Raw genomic sequence first — 17,229 nt, forward strand, 5'->3', positions numbered from 1 at the left:
TCCGAGATTTTGAACAGACTACCCAAAAGTCGAACAAGTGTCGTGACTTGCATGACAATGATAAAAACGAACGATATTTCATTGCCGGCTAAACATGGGCGATATCTCGAAATGGACCGGGATGACTTGCCGCCGCGATGAACGCGACGGCAGGGGCAACCGGATGGATCCTCCCCGAGCCGCTTCACCGGCGAGCGGGAAGACCGGCCTCGTCGCGGGCTAGGAAAATGCGCGTCGTCTGGTCCATGTGATCGAACAACCAGTCGGCCATATCCTGCTCTTCGGCGAGGTTCTCCTCGAGAATGGGGATCGCCGTGGTGTCCTCGAGAACGGCGGCCGTCGAGATCAACACCTTGTAGGCAGCGACTTCCATCTGCTCGAACGTATATCCCGCCATGACGCCCTTGATCACCTCGTCGTCGGCAAACATGCCGCTGAAGACCTGCCCGAGGGCCGTGGCCTTGCCAAGCGTGTCCTTCACCACGGAGGCGCCGCTGTCGCGCCCTTCGAGCAGCTTTCGCAGAGCCCCGACCTGACGCTCCGTCTCGGCCATGTGCTTTTCCATCCGCGCACAAAGAACAGGATAGCCCTCCAGGCGCGACAGCATGCCACGCATCATCGAGAGGGACTGTTCTTCCATGGCATGGGCGTCACGAAGCCAGGCCAGATAGTGTTCGCGGATATCGTCCATGGGGCTTACCCTCCTGGATGTGGCGACGCGTGTGTCCGTCACTCGCCTTGAAGAAAAGCTGGTTGGCGTCTTCCCGCGGCGGGCGACTGACCAAGCCGCTGTGGCTCGCCGCTCGCAAACGGCGGTTTCGACGCGTCCTCACGGAACGCGATGAATCCAACCGACAACCATCATGGAAGTTCCATCCCGAGTTCGAATTCGAAGTCGTCTCATACCGTCGACGCGGCTTGGTTTCCTCGCTCACGGCCACGCAGCATCCGGCGGCATCGGCGGGCGCTCGGTTGACCGATCTGACGAAAGTGAAAGCAAATTTCCCACGTGCTCACGCATAGCTCCAGTCTTGACTAAACAACCCCATGCAAATTCTCACGGCTAGAAACGGTTCCACCACATATTGCTATCAACAGGCTTTTTTCTCTCGGCATGTGAGGCAACTCTTTATGGTGGGCGAAATAGCCGACGGAGAGAATATCTTGGCCTCATCCCTGGAACTATTGCCGGATCAGGGCGTTGGAAAGACCGGACAGGGACGCCGTCTGTGCCGTCTCCGCTCCCTCCAAGGTCACAGGCGGTTGCCGTCTCCCGGCGCCGCCTGACCGACAGTGATCCCAACGTCCGAGGAGACTCCGATGAAACTCGCTTCACTTTGCGCGGCTACCGTTCTCGCCTTCACGGTCGGCGCGTTTGCCCAGACCTCGACGGATCCGGCCGCTCCGGCATCTGATCCCGCGGCACCGATGGCGCCGGACACGTCTGCAACGAAGACGAGCCCCTCAGACGAAAGCCTGGAACCGGGCGCCAACAGCTTCACCGAGGCGCAGGCCAAGGATTGGCTGGAAGAGGCTGGCTACACCGACGTCGGCGGTCTCGTTCAGTCCGAAGACGGCATCTGGCGCGGCCATGCCCGCCGCAACGGCACGGATGTCAACGTGGCGGTCGATTACAAGGGCACGATCAGCGCCGACTGAGGCGCTGAACCTCCCTCACGAGACCCGCAAGCCCACAGTCATTCCGACCACCTGGGAAGGATAGCATCATGAGCACACACACCCGACTTTACGACACCTGGGCCGAAGCCATGACGGTTGTCGATCGCCTCCGCGGTGCCCGAATCCCCAATGACGACATTTCCGTCATCTCTCCCGAGAGCGACGAAAATCGCGTGAGCGACGGCGCCGAGGCGACGGCGGCGGGCTCCGGCATCGGCGCGGTGCTGGGCGGCGGCGCCGGCGCTCTTGCCGGTGTCGGCATGCTCGCCATTCCCGGCCTCGGCCCGATCGTGGCGACCGGCTGGTTCGTTTCGACGCTGGCCGGCCTCGCTGCCGGCGCCGTGGCAGGTGGCGTGGCCGGCGGTATCGTCGACGCGCTGACCAGCTCCGGCCTTACCACGGAAGAAGCGCAGGTCTATGCCGAAGCCATCCGGCGCGGCGGCACCATGGTGACAGTGCGGGTCGACGACGAGCAGGACGCCCTCGTGGAGGGGCTTCTCGACGAGACGCCGCCGGTCAACCTCACGGAGCGGGAACAGTATTACCGCGACAGTGGGTGGACGGGGTTCGACCCGACGTTGGATCCGCGCATCCACGACCTGACGCGCCGGCCGCCGCCGGGCTGATGCACCGATCCTCTGCACATAGACGCATGCCGCTCGCTCTGCCCTTGACAGGGTAGGCGGGCGGCGTTGCGAGACGAACCGAAGGAAACACCCATCCCTTCGGGAGGAACCGACTGGTCGGCTTACGGCTCGGCGATGCCCCGCTGGCGCAGCCATGCCCGCATTTCCGAGATCTCGCGCGTCTGCGTGTCGATGATCTCGCGGGCGAAATGCTGGTTGTGCGGATCCTTGCCGAACTTGAGCACGATTTCCGCCATGTCGATCGCGCCCTGATGGTGTGGAATCATGCCGCGAACGAAGGCCGCATCGGGGTCCGCGTCGGCGATACCACTCATCATCGGCCCGTGCATCCGATCCATGGCAGCGCGATAGGCCTCCTCGGCGGTCGCGGCGCCTGACACCTCATCGTTCGTGCCGGTGATGCCATGGGGATGCTCGGCGTTCGGCGTGTGGGTGAGATACTCGGCCGGAGCCGCGCCGACATTACCCTCGGCGCCGTAGATCGCGACGTGCAGCCCCCAATACCCGGAGGCAAAGATGACGAGGGCCGCCGCGAGGCCAGCCGGCACGCCGGCCAGAGCCCGCTTCACCGCCGGAAGGAAATGCACCTCGCGGGTCCGGTCGGCGGCGATGGCGACGATGATCGCCATGATCAGGGCATGGCCGATCAGGTCGACACGCCCAAAGGGATAGACGGCGGCATTGAAGATGACGAAGAGGGCGATGGCCGACAGGCGACGCACCAGCGGCGTCCAGATCAGCCCGAACCCCATGGTGAACTCGGCGACGCCGGCCATCGGGATGAACACGTCGCGCGGCATGCCGAAGGTCAGGAAAGGCTTTTCCACGACCAGCGGATAGAACCAGTCGGGATAGGCGAACTTCTCGAGGCTCGACCACATCAGCGCGATGGCGACGCCCCAGCGCAGCACCTCGAAGCGGCGCGCCCGCAACTCCGGGTTCGGCAGCGCCTCCAGCACGAGATAGGCCGCGACGCCGACACCAAGCGCCAGATAGTCCAGAAGATGGAAGATGTCGTAGTCGCGCAAGGCCAGAAGCCACAGGCCAATGATGCCGGCAGCGGCAAGCGGCTGCGTGCGGCGCCAGAAGATCAGCGCGGCGATCAACAGCTGCATCCACGACACCCACTCCGCCGGTGTCTTGAGGTCGGGCGTCAGGTAGACGCCGCCGATGGCGAAGATGGCAACGAAGAAGGCGCCGATGACGACGCGAACGAAGTCGTCGAGCCTGAGCCAGAGCGGACCGGTGGCGCGGTCGAGTCCTTGCAGGATGGCCTCCCCGGCCGACGACCGCTCGACAAGGCGGGTGGCGAGAAAGAACACGAGGACGAGGAGAATGCCGGTCCAGAACCAGACGTTGCCCATCGTCGCCGCGATCGGCTGCGGCGGCGCGCCGACAATGTAGGGCGCAAACCATTTGACGTGGGCGGCTGCGGGTGAAGCCGCGATGAGGGGCAGCAGAGCGCAGCCAAGGGAAAGGAGCAGTCTCGGGGGGAATGGCCTTCTCATCGAAGCTCTCCGTCGCTGGGTTTCGCGTTTCCGGCGCACCAACCTGCCAGGCGCCTTCTTGTCCGCCGCCTTTTGTCGGCAGAGATCCAGCCCGACAACCGATGGCCGGATAGGCATCACGCGTTCATCGACGGCGATCTAACGATAATATGAGAATTATTCTCAAGTTAGCAGTAACCCGCACTTGTTTGGAATCATTCCTAACAGGATAAGGGCTGTGCCGCTTTCGCGAAAAGGCCGGAGACAAGGGCCAGGAAAGAAACCGTCTGGTGGCAGACATGCACGACTGGGTTCTTTCCGTGTCCGGTTCCCCTGAAGTGTCCACGCTCTTCAGCCCCTTTGCGGCCAGCCGCACTCAGGAAGTGAGTTGCGTGGGATTCAAACACATCGCCTTCGGTCCTGGCCGCCAGGGTCGGGGCATCGAGGGAAAAGCCCGTCCCACTCTCTGTCTGGCCAATTTTGCCAGCAACGATAATAGCCAAGGCAGCTTCCGTCCGAAGCCTCGCCGCTCACAGACTTAAAGGCCGTCAAGTTGCGATGAACGATAAGAGAAATGGTGCCTGAGGGCGGAATTGAACCACCGACACTACGATTTTCAGTCGCATGCTCTACCAACTGAGCTACTCAGGCACTTGCTGCGATCCATCGGGCGTTTGGTGTCGTCCCAACGGCGAAGCACGGGCCTTATAGATAGTCCTTGCGGACCTGTCCAGAGGGTTTGACGGGAAAAATCAACTACGCCGGCAAGGAATGAAAAGGCGAACCATATCAAGGGCGAAGAGAACCCACCCAACGGTCTTCCGTCGGCGCTCCGGCTCAGGCGCGGCCGTCGCCCTCGTCGTCGGGCATGGGAAGATCGTCGTATTCGACGACGGGGATCGAATAAGCCCCCTTCAGCCACCTGTTGAGGTCGACGTCCTTGCAGCGCTTGCTGCAGAAGGGCTTGAAGGCCGGATCGGTCGGTTCGCCGCAGTTGGGACAGCGGGGGCCCTTCGGCGCGACCATCAGGCGATCGCTCCGTCGGACCAGCGGGCGCGCACCGGGTAGCGGGCGGACTCGAGCAGGTTGGCCGTCTCGTGCAGCGGCAGGCCGACCACCGAGGAATAGGAGCCGGACACCGAGGCGACGAAGGCGCCGGCGAAGCCCTGGACGGCATAGCCGCCTGCCTTGCCCTGCCACTCGCCGGAGGCAAGGTAGTCGGACATCTCGTGCGATGACAGGCGCTTGAAGCGGATGCGCGTCTCAACCAGTTTTTCGCGGAGGCCGGACGGGGTGGCGAGCGCCAGCCCCGTGAAGACGCGATGGGTACGGCCCGAGAGCAATGCGATGCAGCCTTCGGCTTCGGCGAAGGTTTCGGCCTTCGGCAGGATGCGGCGACCGACGGCGACCACCGTGTCGGCGGCAAGCACCAGCACATCGCGGCCCGGATAGTCCTGCAGCGGTACACGATGGGCGGCGACTTCCGCCTTGGCGCGGGCGAGGCGGCGGGCAAGACGGCGCGGAAGTTCGGCCCGGCCGGGCGTCTCGTCGATATCGGCCGGCAGCAGCAGATCGGGCGCGATGCCGAGCTGGTTGAGCAACGCCACACGGCGCGGGCTCGCGGATGCCAGAACCAGAACGGGACGATTGGTCATCGGCTCACCTTCGGTGGCTTGGAGACAGCCTCCCACACCCCGGATCGAGCCGGGGCGGCCCGCCGCCTCCCGTCGCCGCTCACTTGAAGCGATAGGTGATGCGGCCCTTGGTGAGGTCGTAGGGCGTCATTTCGACCAGCACCTTGTCACCAGCCAGGACGCGGATGCGGTTCTTGCGCATGCGGCCGGCCGTATGAGCGATGATTTCATGGTCGTTCTCGAGACGAACGCGGAAAGTCGCGTTGGGCAGAAGTTCCGAAACGACGCCTGGAAACTCCAGGACTTCTTCCTTGGTCATGCGGGCATTGATCCGTTTTCGGGAATTGGTGGCGGATAACTATCCGAAATGCGCTGCAAAATAAACTCCCCAGGCGGAAAAACGCCCAGAAAAGCGAGCCGATGGCTGGACCTAGCGTCCGGCACCGCTTCGATCAGCCGTTCTCCGCCCTCGCCCCCTCCTCGCGCATGCCCTCCCGGCGCGGTTCGAAGGATGGCGACCAGCCGAGTCGCGCCTTGATGCGGGCCATGAGCTGGTCGCGAACGGCCCGATACTCGTCGAGAATGCGCTCGCGCGAGCCGGTGGCCAGCGTCGGATCCGCGGTGGGCCAGTATTCGGCCTCGACGGAATTGTAGCGCGTGTATTCGAGGGCCCGGTGGTAGGCGTCTGGAGCGAGCGAGATGATGAGGTCGAAGTTGCTGTCTTCGAGATCTTCGAAGGTCTGCGGCCGGTGATGGGAGATATCGAGGCCGATCTCATCCATAACGGTCACGGCGAAGGGATCGAGTTCGCCGCGGCGTGCACCGGCGGAATCGACGAAGATCTTTCCGGGAAACAGATAACGTGCGATAGCCGCCGCCATGGGCGAGCGCACCGCGTTGAACGAACAGGCGAACAGCACCGCTCCGGGCTGCTTCACCTTCGCCTCTGTTTCCTCGTCGTCCGTCATGAGCCTCCAACCACGTAGCCCGAGCGTCGCCTCTCGCCTCAGCCTTTCCAGCGCAGCACGGCTATCAGGGTGAAAAGTCGCCGGGCCGTCAGCTTGTCGATGACGATCTTGTCCGCCAGCTTGTCGATGAGAATCTGCGCACCTTCGTCGTGCAGCGCACGCCGCCCCATGTCGATGGCCTCGATCTGGCTCGGCGTCGACACCTTGATCGCCTCATAATAGCTGTCGCAGACAAGATAGTAGTCGCGGATGATGCGGCGAAAGGGCGTCAGGGACAGGATATGGGTGGTGACGGGCTCCCCGTCGGCGCGGAAAATCTGCAACACGAGCCGATTGGACACCAGCGACAGCCGGAGCACGAACTCGCCGCCCGGAAGCCCGACCGGCTCGAAGGAATTCTGCTCCAGGAGATCGAAGATCGCCACTTGCCGTTCATGATCGACCTCACGCGAGATCTGGCCGATCGAGGCGGCGTCAAGGGTTACCGATACGAGGCGCCCGGATATGCTGGCGGTGTCGGTCACGACTGTCCTCCGCGTAGTGATTGTCGAGCCATAGCACGGTAGCCCCCTCCCACGAAGCCGGCAAAGGTCGACCCGGATAGGAGTTTTACGCATGCCTCGGCAGACCGGCCCAAGCCGGCCGAGATCTGGCCCAACGCCGCTTGACACCGGCCCCGCCTAGCAACACATAGCGGACGCGCGCCGGTTTTCCGGCCCCCATCATCCATAAGAGCGAGACCATGACGCAAACGGAACGTCACAGCTTCGAGGCCGAAGTTTCCCGCCTGCTGCACCTCATGGTGCATTCCGTCTATTCCAACAAAGACATCTTTCTGCGCGAGCTGATCTCCAACGCCGCAGATGCCTGCGAGAAGCTCCGTTATCTCTCCATTGCCGAGCCGCAGCTCGCCGGCGAAGGCGGATTTGCCATCACGCTTTCCGCCGACAAGGATAAGAAGACGCTCACCGTCGCCGACAACGGTATCGGCATGAGCCACGACGAGCTCAAGGACAACCTCGGCACCATCGCCCGCTCGGGCACCCGCGCCTTCCTCAACGGCCTTGCCGACAAGGCCGAGGGACAGGCTCTGATCGGCCAGTTCGGCGTCGGTTTCTATTCCGCCTTCATGGTGGCGAGCCGCGTCCGCGTCGTCTCGCGCAAGGCCGGCAGCGAAGAGGCCTGGGCCTGGGAATCGGACGGCGCTGGCACCTTCGAGCTAACCGCCGTCGATCTCACTGATGCGCCGGCGCGCGGCACCGTGGTCGAACTGTTCCTCAACGACGACTCCCTCTCCTACGCCGAGGAGCACACGCTCGAACGCATCGTCCACGAGTATTCGGCGCACGTGCCGGTGCCGATCCGCTTCAACGGCGGCGAGGAGCCCCGCGAGCTGGCCGACGGCTCGGCCCTCTGGGTGAAGCCGAAGTCCGCCGTGACGGCCGACGAGTACAAGGAGTTCTATCACCACGTCGCCACCGCCTGGGACGAGCCGGCGCTGACGCTGCACTACCGCGCCGAGGGGCGGCAGGAATACAACGTGCTGCTGTTCGTGCCGCGCGAAAAGCCGTTCGACCTGTTCGATCCCAGCCGCAAGGGCCGGGTGAAGCTTTATGTGCGGCGCGTGTTCATCACCGACGAGGCGGAGATCCTGCCAGCGTGGTTGCGCTTCGTGCGCGGCGTCATCGACAGCGAAGACCTGCCGCTCAACATGTCGCGCGAGATGCTGCAGAAGAACCCGGTGCTGGAAGCCATCGCCAAGGGCGTCACCGGCCGCGTGCTCTCCGAACTATCGAAGCTGACGGAGAGCGACGCCGACCTGTTCAACAAGGTTTGGGCTTCGTTCGGCGCGGTGATCAAGGAAGGCCTCTACGAGGCGCCGGAGCGCCGCGACGAGCTGTTCAAGGTCGTCCGCTTCAAGACCACCACCTCGGGTGACAACTGGCGGTCGCTGGCCGACGTGGTCAAGGACTTCAAGGAAAACCAGACGGCGATCTACTACGCCCTCGGTGAGGACGAAAAGCAGGTGCTCGCGTCGCCGCATCTTGAGGGCTACGCGGCGCGCGGCCTGGAAGTGTTGCTGCTGACCGATCCGGTCGACGCCTTCTGGGTACGCACAGCGCTGGGCTTCGAAGGCAAGCCCTTCAAGTCGGTGACCCAGGGCGAGGCCGATCTCGACGCCGTCAAGCCGATCGATGATGACAAGGACGAAAAGCCGGGCGCGGAGGTGGCCGGCCTGGTCGCCACGCTGAAGGACGCGCTGAAGGAAGACGTCGCCGACGTCCGCACGTCGGCCCGTCTTGCCACCAGCCCGGTCTGCCTCGTCGCCTCCGACTTCGGCCTCGACCGCATGACCGAGAAGCTGGTCGCGCGCCAGGAAGGCAAGTCCGCCCTCGGCAAGCCGGTGCTGGAACTCAACGCCGGACACAGCCTGATCAAGGCGCTGGCGGCCAAGGCGGCGGCCGGCGACACGGCGGCCGTAACGGCGGCGGCGCCGCTGCTTGTCGGGCAGGCGCGGATTCTCGACGGCGAGGCGCCGGCCGATCCAGCTGCATTTGCCGCATCGGTCGCATTGCTGCTTGAGAAGAGCCTCGTTTGACACACATTCCTGGGGCGGGAAGGAACACCTTTCCGCCCCAGGAAACCTGGACCTGTCGGCCGAGTTGGGTGGCTTTGTTCTCGGTCTCTCTGCCAGAAAATCAGCGAGAACTCGACAAACAAAACCAAGAAATCAGGAAGTATTTTCCGCCACTCGAAATCCGAAATTGTTCTTTAACAAAGCAAGCATCTAATACCATTCCGACGCATTTTGCCTCGGGGGTATTCATGACTATTTCCCTCAAGACTTCGCTGATGGCGACTATTGTCGCGCTTCTGCTGATGACTTGCGGCCTTGGATGGGTCGCCGTCTCGCAGTTGTCGGCCGCCAACGAGCGGATCAGCGAGTTCGCCGATCACAAGCTGCCCCTGGTCAGAAGCCTCGGAGAGATCCGCTATTCGATGACGCGCCTGCGCGTCCGCTCGGCCCGCCTCGCCCAGATCACCGATGCCGGCGAGCGCCAGAAGGCCAAGGATCTGGCCGACAAGTCGGTGAAAGAGGTCGACAAGGCCGTCGCCGAATACGCCAGCCTGATTGCCGACCTGCCAAAACAGCAGGAGGTGCTGGCGACCTTCAAGGCGAACTGGCCGACCTATGTCGCGATGCACAACGACATCTACCAGAAGATGGTCGAAGGCAAGGGAGACGACGCTTCGACCATCCTCAACAGTACGTCGCAGCCGCCGTTCAATGCCGTCATCGCTGCGCTTCAGTCGGGCATAGATCAGGTCAATGCCGACACGGCCGTCGCCCAGGCCGAAGCCGTCGCCGACTATCGGAGCGCCTTCATTCTCACGGCCGGCACCATCACGGCAGGCATCCTCCTGGCGCTCGGCGCGTTGGCCTTCGTCTTCTACGGCGTGGTGCGCCCGCTGCACCGGATTACCGGGGCGATGGGTGAAGTGGCCGGCGGCAACCTCTCCGCCACCATTCCCCACGCGGATGCCAGGAACGAGATCGGCAAGATGGCCGCCACGCTGAAGGTGTTCCGCGATGGCCTGATGGAAACGGAACGACTGCGGCTCGAAAGCGCCGAGGCAGAGGCGCGCAATCGTGAGCGGCTCATCTCCGAACGCGCCGCCATCGCCGACCGCTTCGAGGTGGCCATGGGCGCGCTGGCCGAGGGCTTCGTCCACTCGTCGAGCGAGGTCGCCGACGCCGCCCGCAACCTCTCCTCGACCGCCGAGGAGACCAGCCGGCAGGCCCAGGCCGTTGCCGGAGCCGCCGAGACCGCGTCGGAGAACGTACAGACGGTGGCCGCCGGCACCGAGGAGCTGTCGGCTTCGGTTCGCGAGATCACCACGCAGGTGACGCGATCGGCGGATATCGCCCGCTCGGCCGCCGGCGAAGCCAAGCGTTCGAGCGAGAACGTCAAGGCGCTGTCGGCCTCGGCGCAGGGTATCGGCGAGGTGGTCGAACTGATCCGGGCGATCGCCGAGCAGACCAACCTCCTTGCCCTCAACGCCACCATCGAGGCGGCCCGCGCCGGCGAGATGGGCAAGGGCTTTGCCGTCGTCGCCTCGGAAGTCAAGAACCTCGCCGGCCAGACCGCCAAAGCCACCGAGGAGATCGCCAGCAAGATCCAGGAGATGCAGACGGCGACATCCGTCACCGTCGACAGCATCTCGCTGATCGTCTCGACCATCGGCACCATTCAGGGTGTCACCGAGTCGATTGCCGGCGCAGTCGAGGAGCAAGGCGCGGCGACGGCGGAGATCGCCGGCAACACCCACAAGGCCGCCAACGGTGCAAGCGACGTGACCGAGAATATCGTTGGCGTGGGCACGGCAGCCGAGATGACGGGGTCGGCGGCAACGCAGCTGATGTCGCTATCCGAAGCGCTGCAAACGCAGGCCTCCAGTCTGAAGGGCGAGGTTGCCAGCTTCGTGGAAAACCTCAGGACGGCCTGAACGGTCACAAAAGATCCGATCAAGATGCGCGGTCCCGGCCGCGCATTTTTCTTGAGATTCTCGCACTTTGGCGCGTTGCCGGCCGTGCCTGCGAGGTCTACGCTTCCTCCGCGGACGGATAATCCGTGGGAATAAAGGAGCGCGCCATGATCAAGAACGTCGGCTCGACCGATCGCCTCGTTCGGCTAATCGCCGGGCTCATCCTTCTCATCGTCGCGGTGCCATCGCTCGCCGGCATGGCCTTCATGGGGCTCGGCGGCTGGGCATGGCTCGTCGGCCTTGTCGGTATCGTCCTGGTGGCGACCGCGCTCTTGAACTTCTGCCCGGCCTACACCCTCATCGGCGTCAACACCTGCAAGACCGACAAGTAGTCGATCACTCCAGCCTGATCGACACGCTACGCGCATGTCCGCCGAGGCCTTCCACCTCGGCGAGCGTGATGGCGGCTGGACCGATCCGCTTCAGAGCGGCGGGCGGGACCTTGAGGATCGATGTGCGCTTCATGAAGTCGAGCACACCGAGCCCCGAGGAGAAGCGGGCCGAACGGGCGGTCGGCAACACGTGGTTGGAGCCGCCGACATAGTCGCCGACCGCTTCCGGCGTGTGATGCCCGACGAAAACCGCGCCGGCGTTGCGCACGCGGGCGAGCATGGCCTCGGGATCCGCGACGGCGAGCTCAAGATGCTCGGGGGCGACGCGATCGCTGAGCGGCACGGCCTGATCAAGCGACCCGACCAGGATGACGGCGCCGTAGTCGCGCCAGGATTCGGCGGCGATACCACCGCGCGGCAGTGCCGCGAGCTGACGCTCCACCGCCTGTTCCACTGCGTCGGCCAGCGCCGCGTCGTCGGTGATCAGAATAGACTGCGCCGCCTTGTCATGCTCGGCCTGTGCGAGAAGATCGGCGGCCAGCCAATCGGGATCGTTGTCGCGGTCGGCGATGATCAGCACTTCCGACGGACCGGCGATCATGTCGATGCCGACGATGCCGAATACGCGGCGCTTGGCGGCGGCGACATAGGCGTTGCCAGGACCGACGATCTTGGCCACCGGCCGGATCGTCTCGGTGCCGTAGGCAAGCGACGCCACAGCCTGTGCGCCGCCGATCCGGTAGACCTCGTCGACACCGGCGAGGCGGGCCGCTGCCAGCACCAGCGGATTGACCTCGCCACCGGGCGTTGGCACCACCATGACCAGACGATCGACGCCGGCCACCTTGGCCGGCACGGCGTTCATCAGCACGCTCGACGGATAGCTCGCCGTGCCGCCCGGCACGTAGAGACCGACGGCCTCGACGGCCGTCCAGACCGAGCCCAGCTCGACGCCGATGGCATCGGTATAGCGATCGTTTCCAGGTTTCTGACGGGCGTGGTGGCTCTCGATGCGATCACGAGCGAGCTTCAGCGCTTCCATCACCTCGGGCTTGACCAGTGCCACGGCCGCGTCGATCTCCGCCTCGGAAACGCGGAGGCCCGAGGCTCGGCTGTCGAAGCGGTCGAGCTTCTGCGTCCAGTCGTGCAGCGCGGTATCGCCGCGGGCGCGCACGTCGGCGATGATGTCGGCGACGACGGTATCGACGTCGGCCGACACTTCGCGCTTGGTGGTCAGGAAGGCGGAAAAGCGGGCCTCGAAATCGGGCGCGCGGTCATCGAGGCGTATCGCCACGGGTCTCTCCAGCGAAAAACGAAAGGATCGGGCAGTCAGTTGAGATCGTGGACGGGTTGATGCTCGGTGGCCCAGGCCGCTCCGAGATCGGTCAGGCTTGCCTCGATGCATTCGACGTCGAGGCGCATCGAGCCGCCGCCGGCAAACTCGAGAAAGATCCGCCCCGAAGGGTCATCGTCCTGCCCCTCGAAGCGAATGGTGAGCAAGCTGACGATGGCATCGGGAAAATCGCGCCGGATATGGGCCGACTTGACCACCTCGACGCGGGCAAAATGTAGCAGCGTGCGCCGTCGTTCCTTGCTGCGGCTGCCGGCCTTCTCCCAGGCAAAGCGATTGAGCTCCAACGTGAGGCGATGCTCGGCCGGCCGCCAGACGATGTCGCCGACCTTGCCGACGGCATCCTGCGCGTGGGCGGCAATCACCTTGAGATCCTCGGCGTCGAGAGCCGCGAGTTTCAGCATATCCATGGAGGGTTGTCCGCTCCTGTCAGGGCGGCGGGATGCAAGAAGAAACTCGCCCCGCCAAGGTTGCCTTGAGATAGGGCGTATGCCCCGGCGAAGCAAGGCTTTGCCGCCTTGGGGCCGGGGAGAAAGCTGGCAAGAGCCGATCGGCGCGCCACCGGCCGCCCGGGTTGGCGACCGTCACGGCGTCAACTTGTAGACCACCATGCCGCTTGCCTGCGCAAAGTCGTCGTAAAGCCGGCGTGCGGGATTGTCCTCACGGGCATGCCAATAGAGCCTGTCCCATCCCCTCGCCTTGGCCAGCGCGCGGATGTCCTCGATCAGGGCCCGGCCCGCGCCGCGCCCTCGGCTTTCGGGGCCGACGTAGAGATCCTCGAGATAGCAATGCGGCGTCAGCGCCCAGCTCCCCTCGTGCAGGAGGCAGACCGCGAAACCGACAACGGCGCCATCGACCTCGGCGAGGCGACAGAAAACGGGACTCGCCGGATCGAGAATGCGCGCCCACGTGTGCGCCGTCACCTCATCCGGGACCGTAGAGTCGAGATGGGAAAGGTAGCCCGCCCAAAGACGCCGCCAGGCGCCCTCATCACTGGCCTCGGCTTCTCGGATCACGATCGCCATGACGGTCAGCCACTCACCCGTTCGATGACGGCGCCGCATCGGCCGATCTTGTCTTCCAGCCGCTCGAAACCGCGATCGAGGTGATAGACGCGGTTGATCATCGTTTCACCCTCGGCGGCGAGGCCGGCGATCACCAGGGACACGGAAGCGCGGAGATCAGTGGCCATCACCGGCGCACCCTTGAGGCGCTCGACGCCCTCGACGGTCGCGACCTGCCCTTCGAGGCTGATGCGGGCGCCGAAGCGGGCCAGCTCGGCGACGTGCATGAAGCGGTTCTCGAAGATGGTCTCGGTGATGCGGGAGGTGCCACGCGCGCGCGTCATCAGCGCCATGAACTGGGCCTGAAGATCGGTGGGAAAGCCGGGGAAAGGATCGGTGACGATGTCGGCCGCGACAATGCCGGCGCCATTGCGCCGGACGCGCAAGCCGCTGTTCGTCTCGTCGATCTCGGCACCAACCTGGCGCAACACCTCGATCGGCGCTTCGAGCAACGACGCATCGGTGCCCTCCAGCAGCACGTCGCCGCCAGTCATGGCAACGGCCATGGCGTAGGTGCCGGTTTCGATACGGTCGGCGACGACGCGGTGACGGGCACCGCGCAGGCGCTCGACGCCATCGACAACGATGGTCGACGTACCGGCTCCCGAGATGCGCGCACCCATGGCGGAAAGGCAGCGAGCGAGATCGACGACCTCCGGCTCCCGGGCGGCGTTCTCGATGACCGTTTCCCCCTTGGCAAGGGTCGCCGCCATCATGATGACGTGGGTGGCGCCGACGGACACCTTGGGAAAGACGACGCGATTGCCGACGAGGCCACCCGGCGCCTTGGCCACCACATAGCCGCCTTCAACATCGATCCTTGCCCCGAGCCGCTCGAGCCCCATCAGGAACAGGTCGACCGGACGCGTACCGATGGCGCAGCCGCCGGGCAGCGACACGCGCGCGGCATGCATGCGGGCAAGGAGCGGCCCGATCACCCAGAAGCTGGCCCGCATGGTGGACACCAGCTCGTAGGGGGCCGTCGTGTCGGTGATCGAGCGGGCGGTCAGCGAGATCGTCTGGCCGGTGAGCAGATCCTCGCCCAGGCGCTTGCCGTTGACGCCGTAATCGACGCCATGGTTGACGAGGATATTGGTCAGTTGGCGAACGTCGGCGAGGCGAGGCACGTTTTCAAGCGTCAGCGTCTCGTCGGTCAGCAGGCTGGCGATCATCAGCGGCAAGGCCGCGTTCTTGGCGCCGGAAATCGGAATGATGCCGTTGAGCGGGTTGCCGCCGACGATCCTGATCTTGTCCATCTTCACCTCTGGCCGGCAAGGCCGGCAAATGTCGTGTCGGACGCAACGCGCGCCGAAGTGCTACTCGGACCCGGCCGGCTTGTCGCCACCATCCTGTCGCGCCGCCGCGAGACCGGCGCGTTGGTCGACCTCACCGGCACGGCGGCCACGCGCCTGCGCCTTGCGCTTCATGAGATTCTCGCGCAAAGCCTCGGCGAGTCGTCGTTCCCGCTCCGCCTTGGCGTCGCGCCCCGCGCCGCCCTTTGCCGTACCTTCGTCGCCCGCCATGATGCCGCGCCGCCCCTTTCCGGCCTTCCTTGCGATCCTTTTCTCTGCCTTTCAAGGGATTTTGTCGGCAAACCCGGCTTTTCCCGCGACGAAGGCTCCACACGCTCCAACAGAGGCGTTGTTTAGCAGTCGATTTCCTCTTCTATGGGGTTGCGTGGTGGGCAGAACTATGGCAGGAGAACGCCCGTCGCCGACGATCGGTCGAAAGGCCAACTGGCCGACAAAGATGCTGCGGTAGCTCAGTGGTAGAGCACTCCCTTGGTAAGGGAGAGGTCGAGAGTTCAATCCTCTCTCGCAGCACCATTAATCCATTGAAATCGCTGAGCTTTTCCTGAGAATTCCGCTGGTTTTCGGGACAAAACGGGCTAGCACGCTGTTAGCACGAGGTTGTCCTGCTTATTATTTTTCAATAAGTTAGCCCTAGCGTGCAGCGTGCTTTTAGCACGCACCTAGCACACCGACGCAGCACAGTAATCCGCTGGTGGCGACCTGCCGAGCTATGTATACTCGTGTTTTTACGGAGAGACGGAACCGTCTCGGAAGCGCCACATCTCGGGTTGTGAATTGGGCCATCGAACTGTACGCCCGTAGCCCCGGCTGCAAGCCAGACTCTCACTACACGTCTACAGACAGCAGTAACGACCCAACATGGCAAAAAAACCGGTAATTATCTCGAGGGCCGACGCCGTATCTAGAATAGATAAGATGGTCCCAATTCTGTATCAGAATATCTTTAACGCCATCCGGATTGAATCGACGATGGAGGCTGGCAACTCGATAATTATTAGTGATTTTAAAGGGAAGAACTTTTACGGAGCAGATGCAGTCAATACAATAATGCAGAGCCTTTCCCATGACCTATCTTTGCATTTATCCCGCCTATATGACATCGGGGTGCGGAATCGTCACGTAAATAAAAGAGACGTCGCTTCAATCCCCTTGCTTATCCGCCTTTTACGGCAGAAGAGATGTCAAAATGAACTGGCAAAAAGGGCTCGAAACTGGTTACCAACCATGCCTCATCTAGCAGAGCAGTTCGAATCAGACTGCCTTTCCGCCATATCTTCCGCATCCCAAAGCTACTCTGATACCTTTAGGGGACCATACGGAAGGAGCGGATTAAAACTGCTCAAGGAGTTTAGGGACAATTTCCTTGCGCACTCCCTTATGAAAGAGCAGCAACGCCGACCAATTTATCTTCAGCTATTTAGGCTAAATGACTGCGCGCGTAATTTCATTCACTTCGCCCAACTGGCGGTTACGGGAAATAACTCGGACTTGAAGGATTATGAGGAAATGTTCAGGAAAGATGCCGAGCATTTCTGGCGAAGGGCACTGAATGCAAGCTTTCAAGTTAGTGCTGACTGAGCCCTCGCCGGTCAGCAGCATTTTGCGTTAATTATTCGTTTTGGCTGGTGTACCCCCGACATTACCATTTGGAGCGAACCATTCCGGTCGTTTTAATTCTCTGCCCGCAATCACGGCTTCGACCAGTTTCATCTGATCTCCAACGAAAGCACGTATTGTCTCTTGGTCTTCCGCGGTGCCATCACGACTGTCGAGTTGAATTGCGAACGGTTCAAGCGCAAAACTCACTAACTTGAGCTGTCCCGCTACGGCGACTAAGCTTCTGGCCATCGATCTTGGACCCTGACCAGGTAACTCAAAAATCGGAAAGCGGTCGATTTCGTTAGCCACGGTGATCATCGTTAAACCTGCCGCACGTATTGACAGTGCTGTTGGCAGAAAATAGGCCGATGTACGGTGGTAGCTTTCAAGCACCTCAAAACCGTTGAGCAAAAGTCGCTCCGCAGCCTGCCTCATCTGTCGACGCCTCTGCCAATGTGGGGCGAAAGCTGTGATATAGGTCACTATCAGCGCCAGCATCGCACCGAAAAATTGTGCCCATCCAGATAGACTCTCGTGAGCTACTAGCCACGCGATTATCTCCGACATCTCGGCCAACTCCTATAAGGGACCGCGGCAACCTGGAAT

Annotated in this window: 19 protein-coding genes and 2 tRNA genes; 7 read left to right on the forward strand and 14 right to left on the reverse strand. The window is 63.1% G+C overall.

Features of this window, described 5'->3' with window-relative positions; translation table 11 throughout:
• Positions 1-184: 184 nt before the first annotated feature.
• Positions 185-691: a ferritin-like domain-containing protein gene (locus M4J40_RS16585; protein WP_251755497.1), complete on the reverse strand. Its 507-nt coding sequence runs from the start codon at positions 689-691 to the stop codon at positions 185-187.
• Positions 692-1,320: 629 nt separating this feature from the next.
• On the opposite strand from M4J40_RS16585, the gene M4J40_RS16590 reads away from it, so the two are divergent.
• Together M4J40_RS16590 and M4J40_RS16595 are read left to right on the forward strand one after the other, a co-directional pair.
• Positions 1,321-1,659, forward strand: a complete 339-nt coding sequence (locus M4J40_RS16590) for a PepSY domain-containing protein (protein WP_251755498.1) — start codon at positions 1,321-1,323, stop codon at positions 1,657-1,659.
• Between the two features lie 68 nt (positions 1,660-1,727).
• The gene (locus tag M4J40_RS16595; protein WP_251755499.1) at positions 1,728-2,306 is read left to right on the forward strand and encodes a hypothetical protein; all 579 of its coding nucleotides are present in this window, start codon (positions 1,728-1,730) and stop codon (positions 2,304-2,306) included.
• Between the two features lie 122 nt (positions 2,307-2,428).
• On the opposite strand, the gene M4J40_RS16600 is transcribed toward M4J40_RS16595, so the two are convergent.
• The 7 genes from M4J40_RS16600 to M4J40_RS16630 form a co-directional block, all read right to left on the reverse strand.
• Complete coding sequence (locus M4J40_RS16600) at positions 2,429-3,835, reverse strand: DUF305 domain-containing protein (RefSeq protein ID WP_251755500.1); 1,407 nt, start codon at positions 3,833-3,835, stop codon at positions 2,429-2,431.
• A 554-nt stretch (positions 3,836-4,389) separates the two neighbouring features.
• A tRNA-Phe gene (locus M4J40_RS16605) sits at positions 4,390-4,465 on the reverse strand.
• Between the two features lie 186 nt (positions 4,466-4,651).
• Positions 4,652-4,840, reverse strand: coding sequence for a DNA gyrase inhibitor YacG (locus M4J40_RS16610; RefSeq protein ID WP_251755501.1), 189 nt, complete (start codon positions 4,838-4,840; stop codon positions 4,652-4,654).
• Entirely contained in the window at positions 4,840-5,469 is a 630-nt protein-coding gene (locus M4J40_RS16615) for a Maf family nucleotide pyrophosphatase (RefSeq protein ID WP_251755502.1), read from the reverse strand. The genes M4J40_RS16610 and M4J40_RS16615 overlap by 1 nt, the downstream gene beginning before the upstream one ends.
• A 79-nt stretch (positions 5,470-5,548) precedes the next feature.
• Positions 5,549-5,767, reverse strand: coding sequence for a translation initiation factor IF-1 (infA, locus tag M4J40_RS16620; RefSeq protein ID WP_026784394.1), 219 nt, complete (start codon positions 5,765-5,767; stop codon positions 5,549-5,551).
• 133 nt (positions 5,768-5,900) lie between these two features.
• Entirely contained in the window at positions 5,901-6,416 is a 516-nt protein-coding gene (locus M4J40_RS16625) for an arsenate reductase ArsC (protein WP_251755503.1), read from the reverse strand.
• 38 nt (positions 6,417-6,454) lie between these two features.
• On the reverse strand, positions 6,455-6,940 hold the full coding sequence (locus M4J40_RS16630) for a UPF0262 family protein (RefSeq protein WP_251755504.1): 486 nt from the start codon (positions 6,938-6,940) through the stop codon (positions 6,455-6,457).
• Positions 6,941-7,158: 218 nt separating this feature from the next.
• Here M4J40_RS16630 and htpG point away from each other — a divergent pair, with 218 nt between their 5' ends.
• The 3 genes from htpG (at position 7,159) to M4J40_RS16645 (ending at position 11,296) form a co-directional block, all read left to right on the forward strand.
• On the forward strand, positions 7,159-9,015 hold the full coding sequence (htpG, locus tag M4J40_RS16635) for a molecular chaperone HtpG (RefSeq protein WP_251755505.1): 1,857 nt from the start codon (positions 7,159-7,161) through the stop codon (positions 9,013-9,015).
• 227 nt (positions 9,016-9,242) lie between these two features.
• Positions 9,243-10,925, forward strand: coding sequence for a methyl-accepting chemotaxis protein (locus M4J40_RS16640; RefSeq protein WP_251755506.1), 1,683 nt, complete (start codon positions 9,243-9,245; stop codon positions 10,923-10,925).
• Positions 10,926-11,071: 146 nt separating this feature from the next.
• Positions 11,072-11,296 (forward strand): DUF2892 domain-containing protein, encoded by a 225-nt coding sequence (locus M4J40_RS16645; protein ID WP_251755507.1) that lies wholly within the window; start codon positions 11,072-11,074, stop codon positions 11,294-11,296.
• Positions 11,297-11,300: 4 nt separating this feature from the next.
• Here the strand turns inward: M4J40_RS16645 and hisD are convergent, their stop codons facing one another.
• From hisD to M4J40_RS16670, 5 genes are all read right to left on the reverse strand, one after another.
• Entirely contained in the window at positions 11,301-12,590 is a 1,290-nt protein-coding gene (hisD, locus tag M4J40_RS16650; RefSeq protein WP_251755508.1) for a histidinol dehydrogenase, read from the reverse strand.
• Positions 12,591-12,625: 35 nt separating this feature from the next.
• The gene (locus M4J40_RS16655; protein WP_251755509.1) at positions 12,626-13,057 is read right to left on the reverse strand and encodes a DUF2948 family protein; all 432 of its coding nucleotides are present in this window, start codon (positions 13,055-13,057) and stop codon (positions 12,626-12,628) included.
• 174 nt (positions 13,058-13,231) lie between these two features.
• Positions 13,232-13,666, reverse strand: a complete 435-nt coding sequence (locus M4J40_RS16660) for a GNAT family N-acetyltransferase (protein WP_251755627.1) — start codon at positions 13,664-13,666, stop codon at positions 13,232-13,234.
• An 11-nt stretch (positions 13,667-13,677) separates the two neighbouring features.
• Positions 13,678-14,967 carry a UDP-N-acetylglucosamine 1-carboxyvinyltransferase gene (murA, locus tag M4J40_RS16665; RefSeq protein WP_251755510.1) on the reverse strand — a complete coding sequence of 430 codons (1,290 nt, stop codon included), beginning with the start codon at positions 14,965-14,967 and terminating at the stop codon, positions 13,678-13,680.
• A 60-nt stretch (positions 14,968-15,027) separates the two neighbouring features.
• Positions 15,028-15,234 (reverse strand): hypothetical protein, encoded by a 207-nt coding sequence (locus tag M4J40_RS16670; protein ID WP_251755511.1) that lies wholly within the window; start codon positions 15,232-15,234, stop codon positions 15,028-15,030.
• Between the two features lie 228 nt (positions 15,235-15,462).
• Between M4J40_RS16670 and M4J40_RS16675 the strand changes: the two genes are divergently transcribed.
• Both M4J40_RS16675 and M4J40_RS16680 read left to right on the forward strand, forming a co-directional pair.
• A tRNA-Thr gene (locus M4J40_RS16675) sits at positions 15,463-15,537 on the forward strand.
• A 402-nt stretch (positions 15,538-15,939) separates the two neighbouring features.
• Complete coding sequence (locus tag M4J40_RS16680) at positions 15,940-16,602, forward strand: hypothetical protein (protein ID WP_251755512.1); 663 nt, start codon at positions 15,940-15,942, stop codon at positions 16,600-16,602.
• 27 nt (positions 16,603-16,629) lie between these two features.
• Here M4J40_RS16680 and M4J40_RS16685 read toward each other — a convergent pair whose 3' ends face one another.
• Complete coding sequence (locus tag M4J40_RS16685) at positions 16,630-17,190, reverse strand: hypothetical protein (RefSeq protein WP_251755513.1); 561 nt, start codon at positions 17,188-17,190, stop codon at positions 16,630-16,632.
• Positions 17,191-17,229 lie beyond the last annotated feature (39 nt).

Origin of the sequence: Pleomorphomonas sp. JP5 (assembly GCF_023721815.1) — a bacterium.
Lineage (GTDB): Bacteria > Pseudomonadota > Alphaproteobacteria > Rhizobiales > Pleomorphomonadaceae > Pleomorphomonas.

Bases quoted from the DNA above. Each gene is read 5' to 3' on its own strand.
- M4J40_RS16655 (WP_251755509.1), bottom strand. From the start codon at position 13,057: ATGGATATGCTGAAACTCGCGGCTCTCGACGCCGAGGATCTCAAGGTG.
- M4J40_RS16595 (WP_251755499.1), top strand. From the start codon at position 1,728: ATGAGCACACACACCCGACTTTACGACACCTGGGCCGAAGCCATGACG.
- M4J40_RS16645 (WP_251755507.1), top strand. From the start codon at position 11,072: ATGATCAAGAACGTCGGCTCGACCGATCGCCTCGTTCGGCTAATCGCC.
- M4J40_RS16670 (WP_251755511.1), bottom strand. From the start codon at position 15,234: ATGGCGGGCGACGAAGGTACGGCAAAGGGCGGCGCGGGGCGCGACGCC.
- M4J40_RS16685 (WP_251755513.1), bottom strand. From the start codon at position 17,190: ATGTCGGAGATAATCGCGTGGCTAGTAGCTCACGAGAGTCTATCTGGA.
- murA (WP_251755510.1), bottom strand. From the start codon at position 14,967: ATGGACAAGATCAGGATCGTCGGCGGCAACCCGCTCAACGGCATCATT.
- infA (WP_026784394.1), bottom strand. From the start codon at position 5,767: ATGACCAAGGAAGAAGTCCTGGAGTTTCCAGGCGTCGTTTCGGAACTT.
- M4J40_RS16585 (WP_251755497.1), bottom strand. From the start codon at position 691: ATGGACGATATCCGCGAACACTATCTGGCCTGGCTTCGTGACGCCCAT.
- M4J40_RS16610 (WP_251755501.1), bottom strand. From the start codon at position 4,840: ATGGTCGCGCCGAAGGGCCCCCGCTGTCCCAACTGCGGCGAACCGACC.
- M4J40_RS16615 (WP_251755502.1), bottom strand. From the start codon at position 5,469: ATGACCAATCGTCCCGTTCTGGTTCTGGCATCCGCGAGCCCGCGCCGT.
- M4J40_RS16625 (WP_251755503.1), bottom strand. From the start codon at position 6,416: ATGACGGACGACGAGGAAACAGAGGCGAAGGTGAAGCAGCCCGGAGCG.
- M4J40_RS16680 (WP_251755512.1), top strand. From the start codon at position 15,940: ATGGTCCCAATTCTGTATCAGAATATCTTTAACGCCATCCGGATTGAA.
- M4J40_RS16590 (WP_251755498.1), top strand. From the start codon at position 1,321: ATGAAACTCGCTTCACTTTGCGCGGCTACCGTTCTCGCCTTCACGGTC.
- htpG (WP_251755505.1), top strand. From the start codon at position 7,159: ATGACGCAAACGGAACGTCACAGCTTCGAGGCCGAAGTTTCCCGCCTG.
- M4J40_RS16600 (WP_251755500.1), bottom strand. From the start codon at position 3,835: ATGAGAAGGCCATTCCCCCCGAGACTGCTCCTTTCCCTTGGCTGCGCT.
- M4J40_RS16640 (WP_251755506.1), top strand. From the start codon at position 9,243: ATGACTATTTCCCTCAAGACTTCGCTGATGGCGACTATTGTCGCGCTT.